This window comes from Streptomyces sp. NBC_01283, assembly GCF_041435335.1.
Classification (GTDB): Bacteria; Actinomycetota; Actinomycetes; order Streptomycetales; family Streptomycetaceae; genus Streptomyces.
Genome location: NZ_CP108430.1, coordinates 8,449,215 through 8,469,853 on the forward strand (window position 1 = coordinate 8,449,215; position 20,639 = coordinate 8,469,853).

The 20,639-nt window shown below is 70.7% G+C and carries 19 protein-coding genes; 13 read left to right on the plus strand and 6 right to left on the minus strand.

The window, feature by feature from the left end; translation table 11 throughout:
• The first annotated feature begins 108 nt into the window (after positions 1-108).
• The 8 genes from OG302_RS38305 to OG302_RS38340 all read left to right on the plus strand — a co-directional run bounded on the left by OG302_RS38305 (position 109) and on the right by OG302_RS38340 (position 8,266).
• On the plus strand, positions 109-1,704 hold the full coding sequence (locus OG302_RS38305) for an ABC transporter substrate-binding protein (protein ID WP_371749350.1): 1,596 nt from the start codon (positions 109-111) through the stop codon (positions 1,702-1,704).
• 32 nt (positions 1,705-1,736) lie between these two features.
• Positions 1,737-2,702: an ABC transporter permease gene (locus OG302_RS38310; protein ID WP_371749351.1), complete on the plus strand. Its 966-nt coding sequence runs from the start codon at positions 1,737-1,739 to the stop codon at positions 2,700-2,702.
• Positions 2,695-3,570 carry an ABC transporter permease gene (locus OG302_RS38315; protein WP_371749352.1) on the plus strand — a complete coding sequence of 292 codons (876 nt, stop codon included), beginning with the start codon at positions 2,695-2,697 and terminating at the stop codon, positions 3,568-3,570. The genes OG302_RS38310 and OG302_RS38315 overlap by 8 nt, the downstream gene beginning before the upstream one ends.
• A gap of 14 nt (positions 3,571-3,584) precedes the next feature.
• Entirely contained in the window at positions 3,585-4,568 is a 984-nt protein-coding gene (locus OG302_RS38320) for an ABC transporter ATP-binding protein (protein ID WP_371749353.1), read from the plus strand.
• Entirely contained in the window at positions 4,561-5,259 is a 699-nt protein-coding gene (locus tag OG302_RS38325) for an ABC transporter ATP-binding protein (protein ID WP_371749354.1), read from the plus strand. Before OG302_RS38320 ends, OG302_RS38325 begins: the two co-directional genes overlap by 8 nt.
• Before the next feature lie 157 nt (positions 5,260-5,416).
• Positions 5,417-6,274 carry a phosphatidylinositol-specific phospholipase C/glycerophosphodiester phosphodiesterase family protein gene (locus OG302_RS38330; RefSeq protein WP_371749355.1) on the plus strand — a complete coding sequence of 286 codons (858 nt, stop codon included), beginning with the start codon at positions 5,417-5,419 and terminating at the stop codon, positions 6,272-6,274.
• A 146-nt stretch (positions 6,275-6,420) separates the two neighbouring features.
• Positions 6,421-6,615, plus strand: a complete 195-nt coding sequence (locus tag OG302_RS38335) for a hypothetical protein (protein WP_160503040.1) — start codon at positions 6,421-6,423, stop codon at positions 6,613-6,615.
• Positions 6,616-6,685: 70 nt separating this feature from the next.
• Positions 6,686-8,266 (plus strand): hypothetical protein, encoded by a 1,581-nt coding sequence (locus OG302_RS38340; RefSeq protein ID WP_371749356.1) that lies wholly within the window; start codon positions 6,686-6,688, stop codon positions 8,264-8,266.
• A gap of 173 nt (positions 8,267-8,439) precedes the next feature.
• On the opposite strand, the gene OG302_RS38345 is transcribed toward OG302_RS38340, so the two are convergent.
• From OG302_RS38345 to OG302_RS38370, 6 genes are all read right to left on the minus strand, one after another.
• Positions 8,440-8,619, minus strand: coding sequence for a hypothetical protein (locus OG302_RS38345; protein ID WP_371749357.1), 180 nt, complete (start codon positions 8,617-8,619; stop codon positions 8,440-8,442).
• 12 nt (positions 8,620-8,631) lie between these two features.
• The gene (locus OG302_RS38350; protein WP_371749358.1) at positions 8,632-8,808 is read right to left on the minus strand and encodes a hypothetical protein; all 177 of its coding nucleotides are present in this window, start codon (positions 8,806-8,808) and stop codon (positions 8,632-8,634) included.
• 78 nt (positions 8,809-8,886) lie between these two features.
• Positions 8,887-10,071, minus strand: coding sequence for a phosphodiester glycosidase family protein (locus tag OG302_RS38355; RefSeq protein ID WP_371750361.1), 1,185 nt, complete (start codon positions 10,069-10,071; stop codon positions 8,887-8,889).
• 200 nt (positions 10,072-10,271) lie between these two features.
• Positions 10,272-10,628: a DUF779 domain-containing protein gene (locus tag OG302_RS38360; RefSeq protein ID WP_371749359.1), complete on the minus strand. Its 357-nt coding sequence runs from the start codon at positions 10,626-10,628 to the stop codon at positions 10,272-10,274.
• Between the two features lie 143 nt (positions 10,629-10,771).
• A complete protein-coding gene (locus OG302_RS38365; RefSeq protein ID WP_371749360.1) occupies positions 10,772-11,209 on the minus strand; it encodes an ATP-binding protein in 438 nt (145 codons plus the stop codon).
• 201 nt (positions 11,210-11,410) lie between these two features.
• Positions 11,411-12,196, minus strand: a complete 786-nt coding sequence (locus OG302_RS38370; protein ID WP_371749361.1) for an SAM-dependent methyltransferase — start codon at positions 12,194-12,196, stop codon at positions 11,411-11,413.
• A 490-nt stretch (positions 12,197-12,686) separates the two neighbouring features.
• On the opposite strand from OG302_RS38370, the gene OG302_RS38375 reads away from it, so the two are divergent.
• The 5 genes from OG302_RS38375 (at position 12,687) to OG302_RS38395 (ending at position 20,411) form a co-directional block, all read left to right on the plus strand.
• Entirely contained in the window at positions 12,687-15,593 is a 2,907-nt protein-coding gene (locus OG302_RS38375; RefSeq protein WP_371749362.1) for an AAA family ATPase, read from the plus strand.
• Positions 15,594-15,934: 341 nt separating this feature from the next.
• Positions 15,935-16,588, plus strand: coding sequence for a response regulator transcription factor (locus OG302_RS38380; RefSeq protein WP_371749363.1), 654 nt, complete (start codon positions 15,935-15,937; stop codon positions 16,586-16,588).
• 7 nt (positions 16,589-16,595) lie between these two features.
• Positions 16,596-17,879 carry a sensor histidine kinase gene (locus tag OG302_RS38385; protein ID WP_371749364.1) on the plus strand — a complete coding sequence of 428 codons (1,284 nt, stop codon included), beginning with the start codon at positions 16,596-16,598 and terminating at the stop codon, positions 17,877-17,879.
• 107 nt (positions 17,880-17,986) lie between these two features.
• Positions 17,987-19,042, plus strand: a complete 1,056-nt coding sequence (gene aroF, locus OG302_RS38390) for a 3-deoxy-7-phosphoheptulonate synthase (RefSeq protein ID WP_371749365.1) — start codon at positions 17,987-17,989, stop codon at positions 19,040-19,042.
• 421 nt (positions 19,043-19,463) lie between these two features.
• The gene (locus OG302_RS38395) at positions 19,464-20,411 is read left to right on the plus strand and encodes a ParB N-terminal domain-containing protein (protein ID WP_371749366.1); all 948 of its coding nucleotides are present in this window, start codon (positions 19,464-19,466) and stop codon (positions 20,409-20,411) included.
• Positions 20,412-20,639 lie beyond the last annotated feature (228 nt).

Sequence of the window (20,639 nt, forward strand, 5' to 3'; positions counted from 1 at the left end):
GCCCCCGTGATCCACTCGGTATGGACCACACGTTTTACCCACCCATTACATGAGGCATAATTGCGACCCGTTCGCAATAACGTTTGATCTTCAGTAGGGGTGTGGAGCATGAGGGCCCGATCGATACGGGGTACGGGCGCGGTGGCGGCGGCCGCCTCGCTGGCGGTCGCCGCCTCGGCCTGTTCGGCGCCGGGCGACGGCAAGAACGCGGGCGGAGCCGAGGATTCCGCGGTCGTCGGCATCGCGTACGAACCGGACACCCTGAGCCCGCTCCTCGGCTACGGCAAGGACGGCAACTCCAAGATCTTCGACGGTCTGCTCACGCACGACGCCGACATGAAGCTCAAGCCCGCGCTGGCCGCCGGGCTCCCCAAGGTCGGCGACGACGGCCGCACCTACACGTTCAAGCTGCGCAAGGGCGTCAAGTTCAGCGACGGCAAGCCCTTCACGTCCAAGGACGTCGTCTTCACGTACGAGACGATTCTCGACAAGAAGACCAACAACGCCGCCAAGACCGAGCTCGACGCCGTCAAGGACGTCGAGGCGAAGGGCGACGACACAGTCGTCTTCCACCTCAAGTACCCCTATGCGCCGTTCGCCGAGCGCACCGTCCTGCCGATCGCGCCCGAGCACATAGCCGGCAAGCAGGACGTGAACACCGGCGAGTTCACCACCAAGCCGGTCGGTACGGGCCCCTACGAGCTGGTGAAGTGGTCCAAGGGCGAGAAGCTCACCTTCAAGGCCAACCCCGGCTACTGGGGCGGCGCGCCGAAGGTCAAGAACTTCACCATGGCGATCATCAAGGACGACGACATCCGCGCCACCCGGCTCGACGCCGGCGAGCTCGACGGCGCGATCCTGCCGCCCAACCTCGCGAAGAAGTACCAGAACGACAGCAACAAGAAGTCGTACGCCGCCAAGACCTTCGACTACCGCGTGGTGACCCTGCCCACCGGCAACAAGGTCGCGGGCGACATCGGAATCCGCCGCGCGCTCGACACCGGCGTGGACCGCAAGGCGATGGTCGACTCGATCCTGGACGGCGCGGGCAAGGAGGCCTACGGGCCCGTACCGACCGACAGCCCCTGGTTCACCAAGGGCACCGAGCGGGGGCACGACCTGGCCAAGGCCAAGAAGATCCTCGACGACGCGGGCTGGAAGCCGGGCATGGACGGCATCCGCGAGAAGGACGGCGTCCAGGCGAAGTTCCCGCTCTGGTACCTCTCCGGAGACAAGCTCCGCCAGGATCACGCCCTCGCCTACGCCTCCGACGCCAAGAAGCTCGGCATCAAGGTGGAGGTGCAGGCCGGTACGTGGGAGGTCATCGAGCCGCGAATGCCGAAGGACGCGGTCCTCGCGGGCGGCGGCTCCCCGGCCGACCCGGACTTCGACCAGTACACGCTCCTGAAGTCCTCGCTCGCCGGTGACGGCTTCAACAACATGGCCCACTACGACAACCCCCAGGTCGACAAGGCGCTCGACAAGGCCCGCGAGAGCGGCGACCACGCCAAGCGGCAGGCCGCGTACGACACCATCCAGCGCGAGCTGGTGAAGGACCCGGGCTACACCTTCCTCACCCACATCGACCACCTCTACGTCGTCGACAAGCGCTTCGGCGACCTGACCACCCAGACCGAGCCGCACGACCACGGCCTCGCGTCGGGCCCGTGGTGGAACGTCGAGGACTGGCAGCCGAAGCAGTGAAATCAGCGCTCCGGAAGCTCCCCTGGGGGCCGATGGCGCGCATGACGGGACGGCGGGCCCTGTTCGCCGTCCCGGTCCTGCTCGCCGTGACCTTCGGCGTCTTCGCGATCGCCGCCGCGTCCCCCTTCGACCCCGTCAAGGCCTACGCGGGCACGGCCGGGCTCACCGCGTCGCAGGAGAACCTCGACCAGCTGCGCGCCAACCTCGGCGTCGACCAGCCGCTCGTACAGCGCTGGTGGGACTGGCTGACCTCGGCCGTGCACGGTGACCTCGGGGATTCGAGCACCCTGCGCCAGCCCGTCGCCGACGTCATCGGCGAACGCATCGGCTGGTCCGTGCTGCTCGCCGCCACCGCGTTCCTGCTCGCGATCCTCGTCGGCACCACGCTCGGCGTCCTCGCCGCGCGCCGCCCCGGCGGCTGGCTCGACCGCGCCGTGACCTCGCTCGCGTACACCCTCGAAGCCGCCCCGCCGTTCTGGATCGGGTTGCTCGCCGTCTGGCTGTTCGCCCTGAAGCTGGGCGTACTGCCCTCGGGCGGGCTCACCGACACGGCGAGTTCGGCCGTGACCGCCGGGCAGGTCGCGAGCCATCTCGTGCTGCCCGCCGCCGTCCTGGCGATCTCGCAGCTCCCGTGGTTCGTGCTCTACGTACGCCAAGGAGTCGGCGACGCACTCGGCGACGACCCCGTCCGGGGTGCACGCGCGCGTGGCCTCGCCGAACGGACCGTCCTCCTGGGGCACGCACTGCGCTCGGGCATGCTGCCGGTGCTCACGCTGATCGGCTCCCGCGTGCCCGAACTGATCACCGGGGCACTCCTGGTGGAGACCGTCTTCAGCTGGCCGGGCATCGCGGCGGCCACGGTGTCGGCGGCGACCGCCGTGGACTTCCCGCTGCTCGCCGCGCTCACCGTCCTCGCCACGGCGGCGGTGCTCCTCGGCAACCTCCTGGCCGACCTGCTGTACGGCCTCGCCGACCCGAGGGTGGGATTCGATGGCTGACGTGATGTGGCGTTCCCCCCTCGCGGACGCCTCCAAGAGCCGCTCCACGCGCGCGTGGCGGGTGCGTTCCTCAGCGGTGCTCGTCGCGGCTGTCGTCCTCGCCGTCCTGGTCGTGCCGCCGCTGGTGAACCTCGACGAACAGGCCGTGAACCTCGCGGCCAAACTTCGACCGCCGTCCCTGGCGCACCCCTTCGGCACCGACGACGTGGGGCGCGACCTCCTCCTGCGCTGCGTGTACGGGCTGCGGGTCTCGCTCCTCGTGGGCGTGGTGGCGGCCGTCGTCGCGACCGTCATCGGCACGGCTGTGGGCGCGCTCGCCGCCGCGTCGGGCGGCTGGGTCGACCGGGTCGTGATGCGGCTCGTGGACGTCTTCTCATCCGTACCGCACCTGCTGCTCGGCATCTTCATCGTGGCGATGTTCCGGCCGGGCGTATGGCCGGTGGTCGTTTCGGTGGCGCTCACGCACTGGCTGTCCACGGCCCGCATCGTGCGCGCCGAGGTCCTCTCGCTGCGGTCGCGTCCGTACATCGACGCGGCCATCTCCGGCGGTGCGTCGCGGATGCGCGTGATCGTGCGCCACCTGCTGCCCGGAGTGCTCCCGCAGGCGGGACTCGCGGCCGTCCTGATGGTGCCGCACGCCATCTGGCACGAGTCCGCGCTGTCCTTCCTCGGCCTCGGACTCCCCACCCACCAGGCGAGCCTGGGCACGCTCGTGCAGAGCGCGCGCGGCTCGCTCCTCGCCGGGGACTGGTGGCCGACCCTCTTCCCCGGCCTGTTCATCATCGTGCCCACCTTGGCGATCGCGGGCCTCGCGGGCGCCTGGCGGGAACGGATCAATCCCCGGCGCCGATCGGAGCTGATGCTGTGACCGCCGTGCACAAAGTGACTGCTGTGACCGAACCCGTCCCGCCTCCGGTGCTGTCCGTACGAGGACTCTCCGTACGGTTCCGCATGCGCGGGGGCACCTTCGTCTCCGCCGTCACCGACGCCACCTTCGACCTCGCCGCGGGGGAGTGCCTCGCCCTCGTCGGCGAGAGCGGCTGCGGCAAGTCCGTGCTCGCGTCGGCGCTGCTCGGGCTGCTTCCGCAGAACGCGGAGACGGCCGGGTCCGCGCACATCGGCGACGCGGACCTGCTCGCCGCCGACGAGCGCACCCTGGCCCGCACGGTCCGTGGACGGCGCGTCGGTCTCGTTCCGCAGAGCCCGGCCGCGCACCTGACTCCGGTACGCACGGTCCGCTCCCAGCTGGAGGAGACCCTGCGGGAGCTCGCGGACGTCCGCCGCCCGCAGCTGCGCAAGGCCGCCGAAGAGGCAGCCGAGCGTGCCGCTTTCCCTGCCGGGCACCTTGACCGCTACCCGCACGAGCTCTCCGGCGGCCTCGCCCAGCGTGCCGCCACCGCGCTCGCGCTCATCGGCGACGCACCGCTGCTGCTCGCCGACGAACCGACGACGGGCCTCGACCGCGACCTCGTCGACCGCACCGTGGACGAACTGCGCAAGCACGTCGGCGAGGACCGCGCGCTGCTCCTGATCACCCACGACCTGGCCGCCGCCGAACGCATCGCGGACCGCGTCGCCGTCATGTACGCGAGCCGCATCGTCGAACTCGCCGACGCCGAGGACTTCTTCGGCGACCCCGGGCCGCGGCATCCCTACGCGCGCGGCCTCCTGAACGCCCTCCCGGAGCGGGAGTTCACGCCGATCCCCGGCATGCCGCCAGAACTCTCCGCACTGCCGGGCGGATGCGCGTTCGCCGCGCGCTGCGCCGGCGCGGACGAGGCCTGCGGGACCGTGCCGCAGCCCGTGGCCGGGGTCGCCTGCCACCATCCCCGTACGGCGGCCGTCCTGGAGGCACCCCGTGCTTGAACTCCACTCCATCACCGCCGGATACGACCGCCGCGCCCCCGTCATGCGCGGCGTGGACCTGACGATCGCGCCCGGCGCCTCCGTCGGACTGCTCGGCCCCAGCGGCTGCGGCAAGTCGACCCTGGCCCGGGTGGCCGCCCTGCTGCACAAGCCCGACGCGGGCCGCGTCATCATCGACGGCGAGCCCGCCCGCGGCTGGCGACACCGGGCCCCCCGCGCCCAGCGCACCGCCTTCGGCGTCGTCTTCCAGCAGCCCCGCCTCTCCGCCGACCCCAGGCTGACCCTCACGAACCTGATCGCGGAGCCGCTCCGAGCCGCCGGACGCGGCGGCGAAGCCCCCGCGCGGGTGAGCGAGTTGGCGGCCACGGTCGGTCTCGGCGAGGACCTCCTGGGCCGCAGGCCGCACGAGGTCAGCGATGGCCAGCTCCAGCGCGCCTGCCTGGCCCGCGCCCTGGTGCTCCGGCCGCGCTGGCTGATCTGCGACGAGATGACGGCGATGCTCGACGCCTCGACGACTGCGGCACTCGTGCAGGCCGTGGAGGAGTACCGGCGTGAGAGCGGCGCCGGACTGCTCGCGGTCGGCCACGACCGGGTGCTCCTTGAGCGGTGGTGCGAGCGGACCGTCCACTGGAGCGAGCTGGCGGGGACCGCTCCGGCAGCCGATCGCAAGGCGGCCCCCGAGGTGGCCTGAGGCGGCCCGAGGTGCCCTGCGGGGGCGTGGGTCTGCCGGAGTTAACGCAGGGAGTCGATAGCGCCAACTCCCGTCCCGAAGGGGTTTCTTGACGCGAGCATGGCCTCATACTCACTGAGGCCCGTTCGTCGTCCCCTCGCCCTTCCCGGGAGTCTCCGTGGCACTCATCACCCGTCGTAGAGCCCTCACCCTCGGTGCCGCGCTGGCCGGCACCGCCGCCGTCCCCGCGTACGCCCAGGCGAGCGAACGCGGACACGGACCCCGCCCCCTCATACGGGCCCACGCACACAACGACTACGAACACCCCCGGCCCCTCTTCGACGCGCTCGACCACCGCTTCGGCAGCGTCGAGGCCGACATCTACCTCGTCGACGGGCAGCTCCTGGTCGCGCACGACCCGGTCGACCTCGACCCCACCCGCACCCTCGAATCGCTCTACCTGGGCCCCCTGGCCGCGCGCGTCCGTGCCAACCACGGCTCCGTGTACCGCGGTTACCACCGCACCCCCTTCCAGCTCCTGATCGACATCAAGACCGAGGGCGCGGCGACGTACCTGGAACTCGACCGGCATCTGCGCCGCTACCGGCACCTGTTCACCACGTACTCGTACGGCAAGGTGCACCGCGGTCCCGTGACGGCGGTGATCTCCGGCGACCGGGCGGCCCGCGCCCCGATGGAGGCACAGCGCACGCGCCGCGCCTTCTACGACGGCCGCTTCGCCGACCTGGGCAGCGCGGCGCCCGCCTCGCTCATCCCGCTGATCAGCGACAACTGGACGCTCAACTTCAGCTGGCAGGGCGTCGGCGCGATGCCCGCCGCCGAGCGCGACAAGCTGCGCGGCATCGTCGTCACCGCCCACAAGCGCGGGCAGCGCGTCCGCTTCTGGGCGACACCCGACCTGCCGGGCCCGGCGCGCGACGCGGTGTGGGGCGAGCTCCTCGCCGCCGGCGTCGACCACTTGAACACGGACGACCTGGCGGGCCTGGAGGCGTTCCTCGTCGCCCACGGGCAGTAGCCCCCGGCCCGGATACGGACCGGCCGAAGCAACGTCCCGGCACATAACACCCGTTCGGAGGACATGCCGGTCGCCCGGACGGTCCCTCCGCTGCGCCACACTCGGCCCAGAGCCGCGGTGTGGACGCGGCGAAGGAGGTTGTCCCCATGGCCATTTCGGTCTCTGTGGTGCTGCTGCTGGTGATCCTGGCAGTGGTCTTTCTGCGCAACGGCGCACTGAAGTTCTCGCACGCCCTGGTCTGTGCGCTGCTCGGCTTCTATCTGGCGAGTTCGAGCATGGCGCCGACCATTCACAACGGGGTCACGGCCGCCGCGGACATCGTCAGCGGCCTGCAGCCATGATCGTTGCGTGTTCATGAACAACTGTCACCTTTCCATGGACACTTCAAGGGTCTGGCCCTAGCTTCGGCCCATGCCGCGTCGCAGAACCCTCAGCACTGCCCTCGCCCTGACCGCGCTCACGGTCTCGGCGGCGTCCTTCGCGTATCCCGCCCAGGCGGACGACATACCGAAGGCGCCGGGGCACCGGCTCGTCGACCAGTACACCGGCACCCCCGCCGACGCCCGCCCGCTGCCCGGCGAACAGCCGCCCCAGCACCCGTATCTCGCCGCCAACGGCCGCAGCGGGATGCACGCGGACGCCGCGGGCAGCGGAACCTACCCCTGGAACGGACCCCTGGGGAAGAAGCCGCAGGTCGGCAGCGAGAAGATGGCGGCGCTCGGGGGTGAGTGCGCCACCGTCACCTTCGACAAGGCCGGCCGCATCGTCACCGTCTGCGGCACGTTCACCGGCTTCCTGGTCAAGCTGCTCGACCCGGACACGATGAAGACGCTCGCCGAGTACAAGCTGCCGCAGCGCCCCTCCACCGTCGAGGCCATCACGCGCCTGGACTTCTCGAAGATCTTCAAGGACACCTCGGGCGGTGCCTACTCCTACCTCGACAACGAGGACCGGCTCGTCCTCGCCGACTCCCGGCAGCACATCGTCCGGCTCGCGCACGAACAGACGGCGGACGGCAGTTGGCGCTTCGTCGTCGACAAGGACTGGGACCTGACGGCGCACGTCCCGCACGACTGCGTGACCTGGTCAAATCTCTACCCGAGTGGCGAATGTGACCCGGTCACGTCGGTGATGCCCGACTGGGAGGGCCGCATCTGGTGGGTGACCCGGCAAGGACGCGTCGGCACCGTCGACCCCAAGTCCGGCGACACCCGCTCCGTCCGGCTCGACGGCGAAGAGATCCAGAACTCGTTCTCCGTCGCCGAGGACGGCGTGTCGATCGTCTCCGACCATGCGCTCTACAGCTTCCGGGCCGACGCGGACGGCACCCCGAAGGCCGTCTGGCGCCAGACGTACGACCGGGGGACGGGCACCAAACCCGGCTCGGTGAACCAGGGTTCGGGCACCACCCCCGACCTCTTCGGCAAGGGCGACGACGACTACGTGGCCATCACCGACAACGCCGACGACCGCATGAACGTCCTCGTCTACCGCCGGGGCGAGGACATCGCCGACGACAAGCGGCTCGTCTGCAAGGTCCCCGTCTTCCGCTCCGGGGCCTCCACCACCGACAACTCGCTGATCACCTGGGGCAACAGCCTCGTCGTCGAGAACAACTACGGCTACGAGAACATCACCTCGCTCACCTTCGGGCGCAGCGTCGTCGGCGGCGTCAGCAGGATCGACGTACGCGACGACGGCAGCGGCTGCGACACGGTGTGGGAGAGCGACGTCCGCGCACCGTCGAACGTGCCCAAACTGTCCACCGCCAACGGCCTGTTGTACTTCTACACGAAGGAGCCCAACAGCCTCGGCATCGATGCCTGGTACCTGACGGCCGTCGACTTCCGCACCGGCTCGACCAAGTGGAAGCGGCTCGCCGGTACGGGCATCGCGTACGACAACAACTGGGCGCCGGTGACCCTCGGCCCGGACGGAACGGCGTACGTGGGCGTGTTCAACGGTCTGGTGGCGGTGCGGGACACCGAGTGAACACGCCCACGCGGCAGGGGCCGGGGCTCAGCCGACGCGATCGGCCGGGCCCAGCTCCAGCCAGGTGCAGCGGTCCTTCGTCCACTACGTCACGCCCTTCTCCCGTCCGGTGCTGAACCCGGCCTTCCGCGTGACCTCGACCGCCACTCCCGGGCACCCCTTGCTCCTTCATGTCACCGACCAGACGCACGCCGGGGGTGTCTCTTGAGCTTGCCGGCCTTCATGTCGTTCAGGAACCGGGCGGCCGACGCACTGGCCGCGGGCCTGCCGCCCAGGTCGAGCACCGGATACGCCCCGGCATCGGCGGCGATCACGGCCACGGCCGCGACCAACAGCCTGCGGCGGCGCGACATGACCCGCCGCGATCAGCTCGTCGGCACCGGGGGCGGGAGTCCGGCGAGCAGATCGTCCGCGGCAGCCGGGGCCCGGCGTGCGAAGTAGCCGTGGAGAACCGCCGAGTGGCGCGCCACCAGCGGTTCGAAGGCTGCCGGGTCCCGCGCGGTGCGGGCCGGCAGCTCCTCGTCGTCCAGGTCCGTGGTCACGGGACCTCCGTAGCCGTACCGTCGGTCGGCGGTCTCACCCCGTACTTGTCGGGAACCCGCACCTGCGTTCGCGCCCTGTCAGCCGCCGGAGAACACGCCGATGCCGTTCGGCACCGGACGTTCCACGCCGCCGCTGGGGTTGTTGCGTACGGTGACGGCCTCGGCGCCGGGGGCCCTCGCGACCAGGGTGGTGGACGAGGCCAGGGTGGAGGAGCCCCCGCCGTCCAGGCTGAAGCCGTCCCGCGCGCCCAGGCCCTGCAACGTGGTGGCGACTTCGGCGATGGTCAGTCCCGTACGGAATTCGGGGGAGCCGTCCAAGGAGAGGAGCAGGAGGCGCCGTCCGTCGTCGGAGATTCCGACAGCCGTCCGCACGGCGGAGGTGACGGAGTCGAGGCCGGGCAGCGGGGCGCCGCCGCGCAGGACGGGGAAGCCGCCGAGCGCGAAGCGGAAGGGGGAGTGCGACGTGGCCGCCACCAGGCGGTGCTTGACCTGGACCCGGTCGCCGATGGAGAGCTTGCGCAGCTCCTGTGCGCCGGCCTCGCGCCCGACGAGGACCGTGGTGCCGCGGGCCACCGGACCGCTGCCGGGTGTGTCGACGGACGTCACGACACGGCCGCCGCGCACCGCCACCTCATGGGTGTCCGTGCTGCAGGGAGCGCCGCGGTTGGTGTCCGTGCCGCAGGTGGAGCGCACCCGCGAGGTGCTGCCCCAGTCGCTGGTGAACGCGCCGACGGAACCCACCGGGAGGGCGTACTGGTTGAGCCCGCCGAGCGGCAGCCGGGCCTGCGGCGTCCGCACTTCACCGTCCAGGCGGAGGTTGTCCAGGCGGGCCCGGCGGTCGAAGCCCACGCCGAGCACGGCTTCCGTGGTCACGCCCGGAGGCATCGCGGGCCCGAAGCGCTGACCGTTCGGCACCGCCGCCTTGAGGGCCCGGCCGCGTGCGACCGCCGGGCCGACGGGTGCGCCGGTGGGCTCGACCCCCGGATGCTGGGTCTCGGTGATGTTGAAGAAGTCGCCGTTGATCCCGCCGACCGCTCCCGCCCCGTCCGCGAGCGCGGAGACGACGGAGCGCGCGCCCACCGCACCCGGATAGAGCAGGTCGACACCCGTGCGCGGATCGCTCAGGTCGACGTCGAGCACGTGCGCGCGGGCCGTGCCGTGGGAGGCCGGGATGTCGAACTGCCAGTACTCCACACCAGGCGCGATCCGCGACGCGGCGGCCTTTCCGTCCGCCTCCACGCCGCCGGCCGGTGCCGCTCCCATCAGAGCCGCACCGGCCAGTGTGCCGAATGCCGTCAGTACCGAGAGCGCCGCTCTCGCCGTTCTGAACCGTCCCACGATGTACGTGTGCCGTGATGCCACCCATGCCCCCTGAAGTCTTTCCGGCCGTCCGACCGCACCAGTCTGAGGGCCGGTCAGAAAGTGCACCAGAGGGCAGCGCCGGACGGGTGCAGGGTGGGTGGCTAGGTACCGACCAGACGGGAACGGATGAGGAAACGTACGCCTTCCGGGGCTTCGAGGGAGAAGCCGCTGCCCCGGCCGGGCACCACGTCCACGATCAGGCGGGTGTGGCTCCACACCTCGTACTGGCTCTTCGACATCCAGAAGGTGACCGGTTCCGCCACTCCCTCCACGGTCAGCGACTCCAGAAGCACGTCGGAGTTCCCGGTGCGGAATTCACCCGCGGGGTAGCACATGGGCGCACTGCCGTCGCAGCATCCGCCGGACTGATGGAACATCAGCGGGCCGTGGGCCTCCCGCAGCCGCCGCACCAGACCGGCGGCGTCAGGGGTCAGCTCCACGCGTGGAGTATCGGTCATGGGCTGCCGCTCCTTGGTCACCGGGCTGCCGTCGAGGGGGAGACCCAGCCAACTCCGGGCAAGGTTGCGAGGACGTTGCAGCCGGGGCCGTGACGCACCGCCCCGACTCACCGCGCCGTTGGACGGGAACCGCCCGAACGGCCCTACGCGAGCACCGCCCGGACGGCCTTGCCGTGGCGGCCGCTGCCGACGACTTCAAGGCGCGCGGCGAGGTGACGCACCATCGCCAGGCCCCGTCCGCTCTCCCGCTCGGTGCTGGGCTTGAGCGTGCGCGGGCCGACAGGACTCGCGTCGTGGACCTCGACGGTCACCTCGTCGCCGGACACCTGAAGGCGCAGGCGGCAGGGACTGCGGCCGTGCTGGGTGGCGTTGGCGACCAGTTCGGAGACGATCAGCGTGGCGTCGTCCACCCGCTCGGCGTCCACTTCCGTCAGGTGCCGGCGGGGTCGGGTCAGGAACGCGGAGGTCAGCTTCCGCGCCCGGCCGGCCGATGCGGCTTCCTGCGGCAGCACGTACTCGACACGGGCGACGCGCCGATGGACCCGCTTGGGCGCACGTACAGCGTGCTGGTGCGCACGCATGGCGACTCACTTCCCTCCCCTGGGACGTCCGGCGTGCTCGCTACAGCATTCGCTCACCGGTGCCGCGCCCTGTCTTGCGCGGCTGGTCCTGCCCCACGGTGATGCCCGCCCCCGCTGATCCCCAATCAAGCTCCTGGGAGTGGGGCTGCTCACCTTTCGGGGGGCGTGGACGGGTACCCGGCTGATACGTCAGCCGAGCAACTAGGGGATGCGTGCCACCGCCGCGTAGATCCCGCTGCCCTCCGCCTCCGGCGGCGTGGTGTCCCTGAACCACTCCGTGGCCGTCACCAGGCCCGGCTCGACGAGGTCGAGCCCGTCGAAGAAGCGGCTGACCTCGGCGCGGTTCCGGAAGCCGAGCTTGATGCCGCCCTTCGCGTACTCGGCGGTGACCTGCTCGGCCAGCTCCGGGTAGATGTCGGACGAGGCGTGCGAGAGCACCAGGTGGCTCCCGGAGGGCAAGGCGCCCACCAGCGTGTCCACGATCCCGTACGGGTCCTGCTCGTCGGACAGGAAGTGCATGAGCGCGATGAGGGAGAGGGCGATCGGACGCTCGAAGTCGAGGAGGCCGCGGGCATGCCCGAGGATCTCCAGCGGCTCGCGGACATCCGACTGGATGTAGTCGGTCATCCCCTCGGGACGGCTGACCAGCAGGGCCTCAGCATGGCGCAGCACGATCGGGTCGTTGTCGGTGTAGACGACCCGCGCGGACGGCACGATCTCCTGGACGATCTGGTGCAGGTTCGGCGCGGTGGGGATCCCGGTGCCTATGTCGAGGAACTGGTCCACGCCCTGGGTGGCCAGCCAGGCGGTCGCGCGGTTCATGAACGCGCGGTTCTGACGTGCGGCGTCCTTCGCCTCGGGCGGCAGGTTCTCGCCCACCGCCTCGTCGACGGGGTAGTTGTCCTTGCCGCCGAGCAGCCAGTCGTACACACGCGCGGGATGCGGCTTGCTGGTGTCGATCGTCGGCATGGGCGCATCTGCGGTCATGACGTACTCCGTTGCTGCGGCGGGACGCTTGGATCGCCGCAGTCTGCCACAGCAACATCACCTCGGGCATGGGGTGTTGAGAGCGGGGCACTCGGATGCGCGGAGGGCGGTGAATGAGTCACACCCCGTGTGGACGGGCCGTGCCGAATGCGCCAATAGTCCTGTCGGTTCAGCCGTCACGGGCGTTGCCCGCTGCCCCTGCCGTCCCTTTGTTCGTACCTCGGACGTCCTTCCGAAATTCCATCGGTTTCCGCACCATCGGCAATTCCGCAGGAGTTTCCCAGTGATATGGAACAGGGAAGTCCGGTCTTCGGCCAAGTGGCGCGTTCGCGACGGTTATTCGACATCATTGAGTCAAATGACGCTGGTAGTTGATTTTCAGATATGGCAGAGTCTTCAAGTAAGTGACCGGGCAAGTCGAAAGGTGAGAACCGGCTGACCGTCCGGCCGCTCCGGGATCAGCCGTCAGGCACGGGGGAGAAGTCGGCTCATGAACTTGGTGGACCGTGAGGAAGAATTCTCGATCATGGACGGCATGCTCAACGCCTGCATGGCGGGGCATGGCGGAGTGCTATTGGTAAGCGGCGCGGTGGCCAGCGGGAAAACCGCGCTGTTGCAGGCTTTCGGTGAACGGGCAACCGCTGCGGGGGCGTTGTTTCTGCAGGCCACGGCGTCGGAGGCGGAGAGCGACCTGCCTCTTGGCGTGATGGGGCAGTTGCTGCTCGGCGCGGATCTGCCGGGCGCTGACGCCAAGCGGGCGGCTCGCCTTGTGGACCTGATGGCGGTGGCCGCGCAGATTCGGCGGGCCGAGGGGGTGTTGCCCGCCGTCGTGATGAATGAGGTCCCCAAGCTCTGCGGGATTGTCCTTGAACAGGCGAGGGAAAGGCCGGTGGTGCTCAGCATCGACGACGTGCACCATGCCGACGGCCACTCCCTGGAATGTGTCCTGTACCTGGCCCGTCGGCTCGACGCCAGCCGCATTCTGGTGGTCCTGGGGGAGAACAGCGGATTTCTGGCCGGAAATACGCGATTACACGTTGACTTGCTGCGTCTGCCGGGCTGCCGCAATATCAGGCTCGGGCCACTCGAGCGGCATGGAGTGGCTGAAATGATCTCCGGATTCGGCGGCGAGGGGTGGGGGACGCGCCAGCTGGTCGCGGACCTTCACCGGACGGGCGGCGGAAGCCCGCTCCTCACCCGTGCGTTGATCGAGGACCGCCACGTGGCGGACGGCGGCGGTTGCGGCTCCGGGGCCCTCGTGCCGGGCGAAGCCTTCGCGCACGCCGTCGCCACGGGCCTGTACCGCAGCGACGCGTCGACGCGGCGCACGGCATGGGCGCTTGCGGTGGTCGGCCCGGATGTGCCGCTCGCCGAACTGGTGGAAGTCCTGGGAACCAGCCGGGAGTCGGTCCACCGCAGCCTGCGCGCCCTGAACGACGCGGGGCTGCTCGACTCCGGCTGGTTCCGCCACGAGGCGGGCAGGGCCGCGGTCCTGCGGAGCATGGAGCCCGCACACCGCGCCCGCCTCGAGGCCCGCGTCGCCCAAGTGCTGCACGAGCACGGCGAGGTGGCGACCGTGGTGGTGCGGCATCTGATCGCGGCCGAGCCGATCGACGCCCCGTGGGCGCTCAGCACGCTCCTGGAGGCCGCCGAGCACGCTCTCGCCGACGACGAGGTCGAACTGGCCCTCACCTGCCTGCGCGCCGCGCGCGACACCTGCACCGACGGACGGCAGTCCGTGGCGATCAGGGAGGCGCTGACCCGGGCCGGCTGGCGGCTCAACCCGGCGACCGCCGCCCGGCACCTGCCCGAGCTGACCGCCGACGCACTCGACGGCAAACTCGGAGACCGCCAGACCATCGAACTCGTCGGCCACCTGCTCTGGTTCGGCCAGGTCGACCCGGCCCAGGACATACTCGGCGCCGCCGAGCGCGACGGCGCAGGCACCGAGGCCCGCGGACATCCGGACGCCGAAGCCTCGCGACGGCTCGACTGCGTCCGGGCCTGGATGGCGTACGAATTTCCCGGGCTCCCCGGATCCGCGCGCGCCCGGGCCCGCCACAGCGACGACGAGCGGCGCGCGCGAACGCCCGCACGCAGCCCCCACCAGCGCGCGGCCACCCTGATGAAGGCGGTCCTCGACGGGGCGGGCGACGACGTGGTGATCCGCGCGGAACAGATCCTGCAGAGCACCCGCCTCGACGACGGCACGCTGACAGCGCTCGTCGTCGCACTGAACTCCCTCGTCCTGGCCGACCGTCTGGACACCGCGGCTCTCTGGTGCGAGACCCTCTGCAAGGAAGCCGCCGAGCGGCACGCACCCATGTGGCAGGCCCTGCTCGCCGCGACCAAGGCGCGCATCGAACTCCGGCTCGGCGGGCTCGCCGCCGCGGAGGCGTCGGCGCACCTGGCGCTCACACTCGTTCCGCCGGAGGGCTGGGGCGTGGCCGTGGCCTCGCCGATCGCCACCTCGGTGGCCACCAGGACCGCCATGGGCCGCCTCGACGAGGCGGCGGCCCAACTCAGCGTCCCCATACCGGAGACGGCGTTCCACACCCCCGACGGACTGATCTACCTCAGGGCGCGCGGTCACTACTACCTCGCCGCCGGGCGCCCCTATGCCGCGCTCGACGACTTCCACACCTGCGGCGACCTCATGACCCGCTGGGGCTTCGACCTGCCCGCGCTGGTTCCGTGGCGGACGGACGCGGCCGAGGCCCATCTGCTGCTCGGCGACGACGACCGGGCAGCGACGCTCGCCCAGGAACAACTGGCCCTCGTCGGCGGGGGACGGGCCGGACACGCCTGGACGCGTGGCGTCTCGCTGCGGGTGCTGGCCAGCGCGCAGCCCGCCGGGCGCAGGCTCGTGCTCCTGGGCGAGGCCATCGAGACCCTGCGGGAGCGCGGTCACCGCGTGGAGCTGGCCCGCGCCACGGACGAGCTGGCCCGCGCCCACCGCGAGCTCGGCAACGGCGGCCAGGCGCGGTCGCTGGCCCGCAAGGCGCAGCAGCTGGGACGGGAGTGCGGGGTTCCCGTCCCCCGGGCGTTGCCGGTCGCCGACACCGGTAACTCCCTTCCTGCCGAGCAGCCGTGGCCGTCCGGCGTCCGCCGCAAGGCCGACGAGCTCAGCGACGCGGAGCTGCGCGTGGCGACGCTCGCGGCCCGCGGCCACACCAACCGGCAGATCGCCGACAAGCTGTTCATCACGATCAGCACCGTCGAGCAGCACCTCACCCGCGCCTACCGCAAGCTCGCCGTCCAGCGTCGGGCTGACCTGGCGGCGAAACTCCGTCCCGTGCCCGTCGCGCGCTCCGGCAGGCGGGAGGGGGGCCGCCGGGAAGAGCGCTGCGAGGGGCGGAAGGACGGCGGGGCCTGGGACCGTCTGCGCGTGGTGTAGCCGGAGCCGGAGGTGCAGGTCGCCGCGCGGGCTGATGACCACGGCCTGCATCTCCTCTCCCGGACCGAGTGCGGTCGCTTCCGAATGCGCTTCCGTTTCTACGCGGCGTGCGGTCACACTGCGGTCCGCGAATCTGTGACCGGAGGATCCGCCACCGCGGCGGTACGCTTTCGACAGCAGCAGGTCGAACACGAGAGTGCGTCGACGGGGGGCCGTCGCCGGAGCTGTGACCGGTGTGTGACGTGGGATCGGGCAACGTGGTGCCGCATGATCAGCCTCTGCCGCGGCCTTCCCCGCGATCCCTCCCCGCCGATCGTGACGTGCCGAGCGAGGGGTGGGCGATGAGGGTACTGGTGGTCGAGGACCATGCGGAGCTCGCGCATTCGGTGGCGCGCGTGCTGCGCCGCGAGGGGATGGCGGTCGATGTCGTCTACGACGGCTCGGACGCCCTGGAACGCACGACGGTCGTCGACTACGACGTGGTCGTGCTCGACCGGGACCTCCCCGGAGTCCACGGGGACCAGGTCTGCGTCGCGCTGGCGGCCCAGCCGATGCACGCGCGGGTGCTGATGCTCACCGCGTCCGGCACGATCGCCCACCGGGTGGAGGGGTTCAGCCTCGGCGCGGACGACTACCTCCCCAAGCCCTTCGCGTACGCCGAACTCGTCGCCCGCATCCGCGCGCTCGCCCGGCGCTCGCAGCCGGCGCTGCCGCCGATCCTCGTCCAGGGCGACCTGCGGCTCGATCCGGCGCAGCGGATCGCCTCCCGGGACGGGGTGCGCCTGGCGCTGACCCCCAAGGAATTCGCGGTACTCGAGTACCTGCTCGCCGCCCAGGGCCGGGTCGTGTCGGCGGAGGAACTGCTGGAACGCGTGTGGGACGAGGCCGCCGACCCGTTCACCACGACGGTCAAGGCGACCATCAACAGGCTGCGCCCGAAGCTCGGCGACCCTCCCGTGATCGAGACCGTTCCTCGGGGCGGCTACCGGATTTGAGGTGCCCATGCGCCCGTTCACGCTCTTCGCCCGGTTGCCGGCGCTCGCCCGCCGACTGCTGCCACGGCGCGTACGCGTCCGTCTGACACTCCTCTACGGAGTGCTGTTCGTCGCCTCGGGCGTGGTCCTGCTCGCCATCACCAATCTGCTCGTCGCCCGCTCCCCGGCTAACCTCGTCCTCGTCAAGAACCGCGGCGGTGAACCCGTCCTCGACCCGGGCGCCGCCGGGCGCCTCTACCTCGGTTACCCCGAGTCCAACTCCTCCGTGCAGCTCAACGACATCACGCAGCAACTGCGCGACCAGGCGCTCCGACAGCACGAGATCGAGATGGACCACCTCCTCGTCCAGTCGGGCATCGCGCTGGCGATCATGGCGGTGATCGCGATCGGACTCGGCTGGGTGGTCGCCGGGCGCGTGCTGCGTCCGCTGCGCACGATGACGGGCAGCATTCATCGCATCTCGGCCCGGAACATGCACGAGCGGCTCGCCGTCGTCGGCCCCGCCGACGAGCTGAAGGACCTCGCCGACACCGTCGACGGACTCCTCGGCCGGCTGGAGACCGCCCTCGACTCCCACAAGCGTTTCGTCGCCAACGCCGCGCACGAGCTGCGGACGCCGCTGACGCTGGAGCACGCGCTCCTTGAGGAGTCCCTCATCGACCGCGACGCCACCCGCGAGTCGTTCCGGTCGAACTTCGAACGGCTCCTGGAGATCAGCAAGCAGCAGGCCCGCCTCCTGGAGTCGCTGCTCACCCTCTCCAGCAGCGAGCGCGGCCTCGACCACCGCGAGCCGCTCGACCTCGCGGTGATCGCCGAGGAGGTCGTGGAGGCCTCGCGCGGGGAGACCGGGCGGCGCGGGCTGCGCGTGGAGACCACGATCGGGCCCGCCGAGACGTCGGGTGACTCGGCGCTCGTCGAGCGCCTGGTGGCCAATCTCGTCGACAACGCGACCGGCTACAACACCCCCGGCGGGCAGGTGGAGGTCACCACTCGCACCGACGCGGGACGGGCCGTCGTCGCCGTGGCCAACACCGGGCCCGAGGTGCCGCCGGAGCAGGTGGAGCGGCTCTTCGAACCCTTCCAGCGGCTGGGCCGCACCGCGGGCGACGGCCATCACGGGCTCGGCCTCTCCATCGTCCGTGCCATCGCCACCGCCCACGATGCCGTGATCGGGGCGCACGCCCTCCCCGGCGGGGGGCTGGTGGTGGAGGTCTCCTTCCCGCCCCGCACGGAACGACCCCAACGGGCTCTGGAAATTGAGCAGTTGGACGATGACCCGGTCATACGTTGAGCGGCGGACCGCGAACTCCTAACGTTGTGGCGGCGCCTGAAGGATCCCCCCGTCCGCATGGGCAGCCGGACATGGCAGAGCTGTCCCCAGCAACGGGAGGAACCCCCATGGTCGTCGTGATGGCCCCCGAGGCCACCCAGCAGGACGTGGACGCGGTCGTCGAACTGGTGCGGGCGGCGGGCGGTGACGCGTTCGTCAGCCGTGGCGTGACCCGCACCATCGTCGGCCTGGTGGGAGACGTCGAGGCGTTCGATGCCCTCAATCTGTCCAACCGCCGCGGTGTCCTGGACGTCGTACGGATCTCGGTGCCCTACAAACTGGTCAGCCGGGAGCACCACCCCGACCGGTCCGTGATCAGGGTCGGCGGCGTGCCCATCGGACCGGACACCCTGACCGTGATCGCGGGACCGTGCGCGGTGGAGAGCCCCGAACAGACCCTGGCCGCCGCGCACATGGCCAAGGCGGCGGGTGCCGCGCTGCTGCGCGGCGGGGCGTTCAAACCGCGCACCTCCCCGTACGCCTACCAGGGTCTCGGCGAAAGGGGGCTGCGGATACTCGCCGACGTCAGGGACGAGACGGGACTCCCGGTCGTCACCGAGGTCATCGACCCGGCCAGCGTCGAACTGGTCGCCCCCTACGCGGACATGCTGCAGGTCGGCACCCGCAACATGCACAACTTCGCGCTCCTGCAGGCGGTCGGCGCGGCCGGGCGTCCCGTTCTGCTCAAGCGCGGATTCGGCGCCACGATCGAGGAGTGGCTGATGGCCGCGGAGTACATCGCGCAGCGGGGCAACCTCGACATCGTGCTCTGCGAGCGCGGCATCCGTACCTTCGAGACCGCCACCCGCAACACCCTGGACATCAGCGCCGTGCCGGTCGTCCAGCGCCTCTCACACCTGCCGGTGATCGTGGACCCCTCGCACTCGGGCGGCCGCCGGGACCTCGTCGTCCCCCTCACCCGGGCCGCCCTCGCCGTCGGCGCCGACGGCGTCATGATCGACGTACATCCCGACCCCAAGACGGCGCTCTGCGACGGGAATCAGGCCGTCACCCGGGCGGAGATCGGCGAGCTCGCGAACATCGCCCAGGTCATGTCGCCGCTGATGGGCCGCACGCTCACACAGCCGGCGGCGGCCGCCGGGGTCGGTTCCGGCGCCCGCTAGGGGTGAATAGGGGTTCCCGGCCCTAGATCCATTCTGCTAGTGAGGGGTACCAGGCCGATAAGCGCGTTGTTAGGGTGAGCGTGGTTCGGCCAGCGGGATTTCGTTCCACCTCAGGAACGGAGCGGAATCCCGACGGAGGGGAAGTGGCGCCGAGTGCGGGTGTAATTCTGCGATGCGACGAGAGATGTGCGGCTCGGGCTCATCACCGCGTGGCGGTGATGTATTTCCGCGTACCTCGTCCTTCGCCCGAACACCGGGCGAACCAGCCTTCTGAGCGCGCGTCAGCTTTCACTTCATGGTCGATCTCTCCCGAACTCTGCGCCGATCCTGACCGGCGGGTGGTCAAGTGCGCACGGGAGACATCAGATCACTAGGGGGATTTCAGTTGGCAATACCTGGGCATGCGCAGATCGACCAACTCATGGTCGTCGAAGTGGAGATCGGTTCACTGTCGACGGCCGACTCGCCGCGAATTTCCGGAATAGACCAGGAACACGTGGAGGCGCTCGCAGTGGTGCAGAGCCCACTGCCGCCCATCACCGTGCACCGCTCGACCATGCGCGTCATCGACGGACTGCACCGCGTGCGGGCCGCCGAGCTGCGAGGACAGCGCAAGATCGCGGTGAAGTTCTTCGAAGGGGACACGGCCGACGCGTTCGTGCTGGCCGTCGAGTCCAACGTCACGCACGGTCTGCCGCTGACCACGGCGGACAGGAAGAGCGCGGCCGGGCGCATCATCGCCTCGCATCCGCAGTGGTCGGACCGGATGATCGCGTCCGTCAGCGGCATCGCACCGGGGACCGTCGCGGAGATCCGCAGACGGGCCCCGGCCCAACAGGCCGGCGAAGCGAGCAGGATCGGCCACGACGGCCGGGTGCGCCCGGTCAACGGGACCGAGGGGCGCAGGGTGGCGAGCGAACTCATCGCCGAGAAGCCGCATCTGTCCCTGCGTCAGGTCGCGCGCGTCGCGTCCATCTCCCCGGAGACGGTCCGCGACGTACGCAACCGGATGATGCGGGGCGAGGACCCGCTGCCGCAGCGCGGGAAACGGGGCGGCGGCGAAGTCCTCGCGAGCGCACCGAGGCACGGCGGCGGACCCACCGCCGTGCCCGACCGCGACGCGGGACAGGACCGTGCCACGGTCCTCAAGCGCCTCAACGCGGACCCGGCGCTGCGCTTCAGCGAGACGGGCCGCACCCTGCTGCGGCTGCTCAACATCCACACGATCAGTGCGGAGGAGTGGGACGAGATCATCGACAAGACCCCGCCGCACTGCGGCCGGATCGTGGCCTACCTGGCCAACGAGTGCGCGGAGATGTGGGCGGAGGTCGCGGTGCGCGTCCAGCGCAAGGTCGCCGAGACGGCGTAGGACACCGTCGGCGTCCAACCGAGCGGATTGCCCGGTTGGACGCCGGTCCCGTGCACGAAGGAAATTCTTGATGCGAGCATCACCGTGCCCGTTCGGTGAGCTTTCACCTGTCCAAAAGCTTTTACCTGTCCAAGTCGTGAGTTCCGTGCTGCCCGTTCCGTGATTTCCGTGCTGCCCGTTCCCGGACATTGCCCTGCCCAATTGAGGGCCTGGATGGCGGGAATGCAG

Coding starts and splice junctions, on each gene's coding strand:
- OG302_RS38305 (WP_371749350.1), top strand. CDS start 109: ATGAGGGCCCGATCGATACGGGGTACGGGCGCGGTGGCGGCGGCCGCC.
- OG302_RS38310 (WP_371749351.1), top strand. CDS start 1,737: ATGGCGCGCATGACGGGACGGCGGGCCCTGTTCGCCGTCCCGGTCCTG.
- OG302_RS38315 (WP_371749352.1), top strand. CDS start 2,695: ATGGCTGACGTGATGTGGCGTTCCCCCCTCGCGGACGCCTCCAAGAGC.
- OG302_RS38335 (WP_160503040.1), top strand. CDS start 6,421: ATGGCCATTTCGGTCTCTGTGGTGCTGCTGCTGGTGATCCTGGCAGTG.
- OG302_RS38340 (WP_371749356.1), top strand. CDS start 6,686: ATGCCGCGTCGCAGAACCCTCAGCACTGCCCTCGCCCTGACCGCGCTC.
- OG302_RS38345 (WP_371749357.1), bottom strand. CDS start 8,619: ATGTCGCGCCGCCGCAGGCTGTTGGTCGCGGCCGTGGCCGTGATCGCC.
- OG302_RS38355 (WP_371750361.1), bottom strand. CDS start 10,071: ATGGGAGCGGCACCGGCCGGCGGCGTGGAGGCGGACGGAAAGGCCGCC.
- OG302_RS38360 (WP_371749359.1), bottom strand. CDS start 10,628: ATGACCGATACTCCACGCGTGGAGCTGACCCCTGACGCCGCCGGTCTG.
- OG302_RS38365 (WP_371749360.1), bottom strand. CDS start 11,209: ATGCGTGCGCACCAGCACGCTGTACGTGCGCCCAAGCGGGTCCATCGG.
- OG302_RS38370 (WP_371749361.1), bottom strand. CDS start 12,196: ATGACCGCAGATGCGCCCATGCCGACGATCGACACCAGCAAGCCGCAT.
- OG302_RS38375 (WP_371749362.1), top strand. CDS start 12,687: ATGAACTTGGTGGACCGTGAGGAAGAATTCTCGATCATGGACGGCATG.
- OG302_RS38380 (WP_371749363.1), top strand. CDS start 15,935: ATGAGGGTACTGGTGGTCGAGGACCATGCGGAGCTCGCGCATTCGGTG.
- OG302_RS38385 (WP_371749364.1), top strand. CDS start 16,596: ATGCGCCCGTTCACGCTCTTCGCCCGGTTGCCGGCGCTCGCCCGCCGA.
- aroF (WP_371749365.1), top strand. CDS start 17,987: ATGGTCGTCGTGATGGCCCCCGAGGCCACCCAGCAGGACGTGGACGCG.
- OG302_RS38395 (WP_371749366.1), top strand. CDS start 19,464: ATGGTCGTCGAAGTGGAGATCGGTTCACTGTCGACGGCCGACTCGCCG.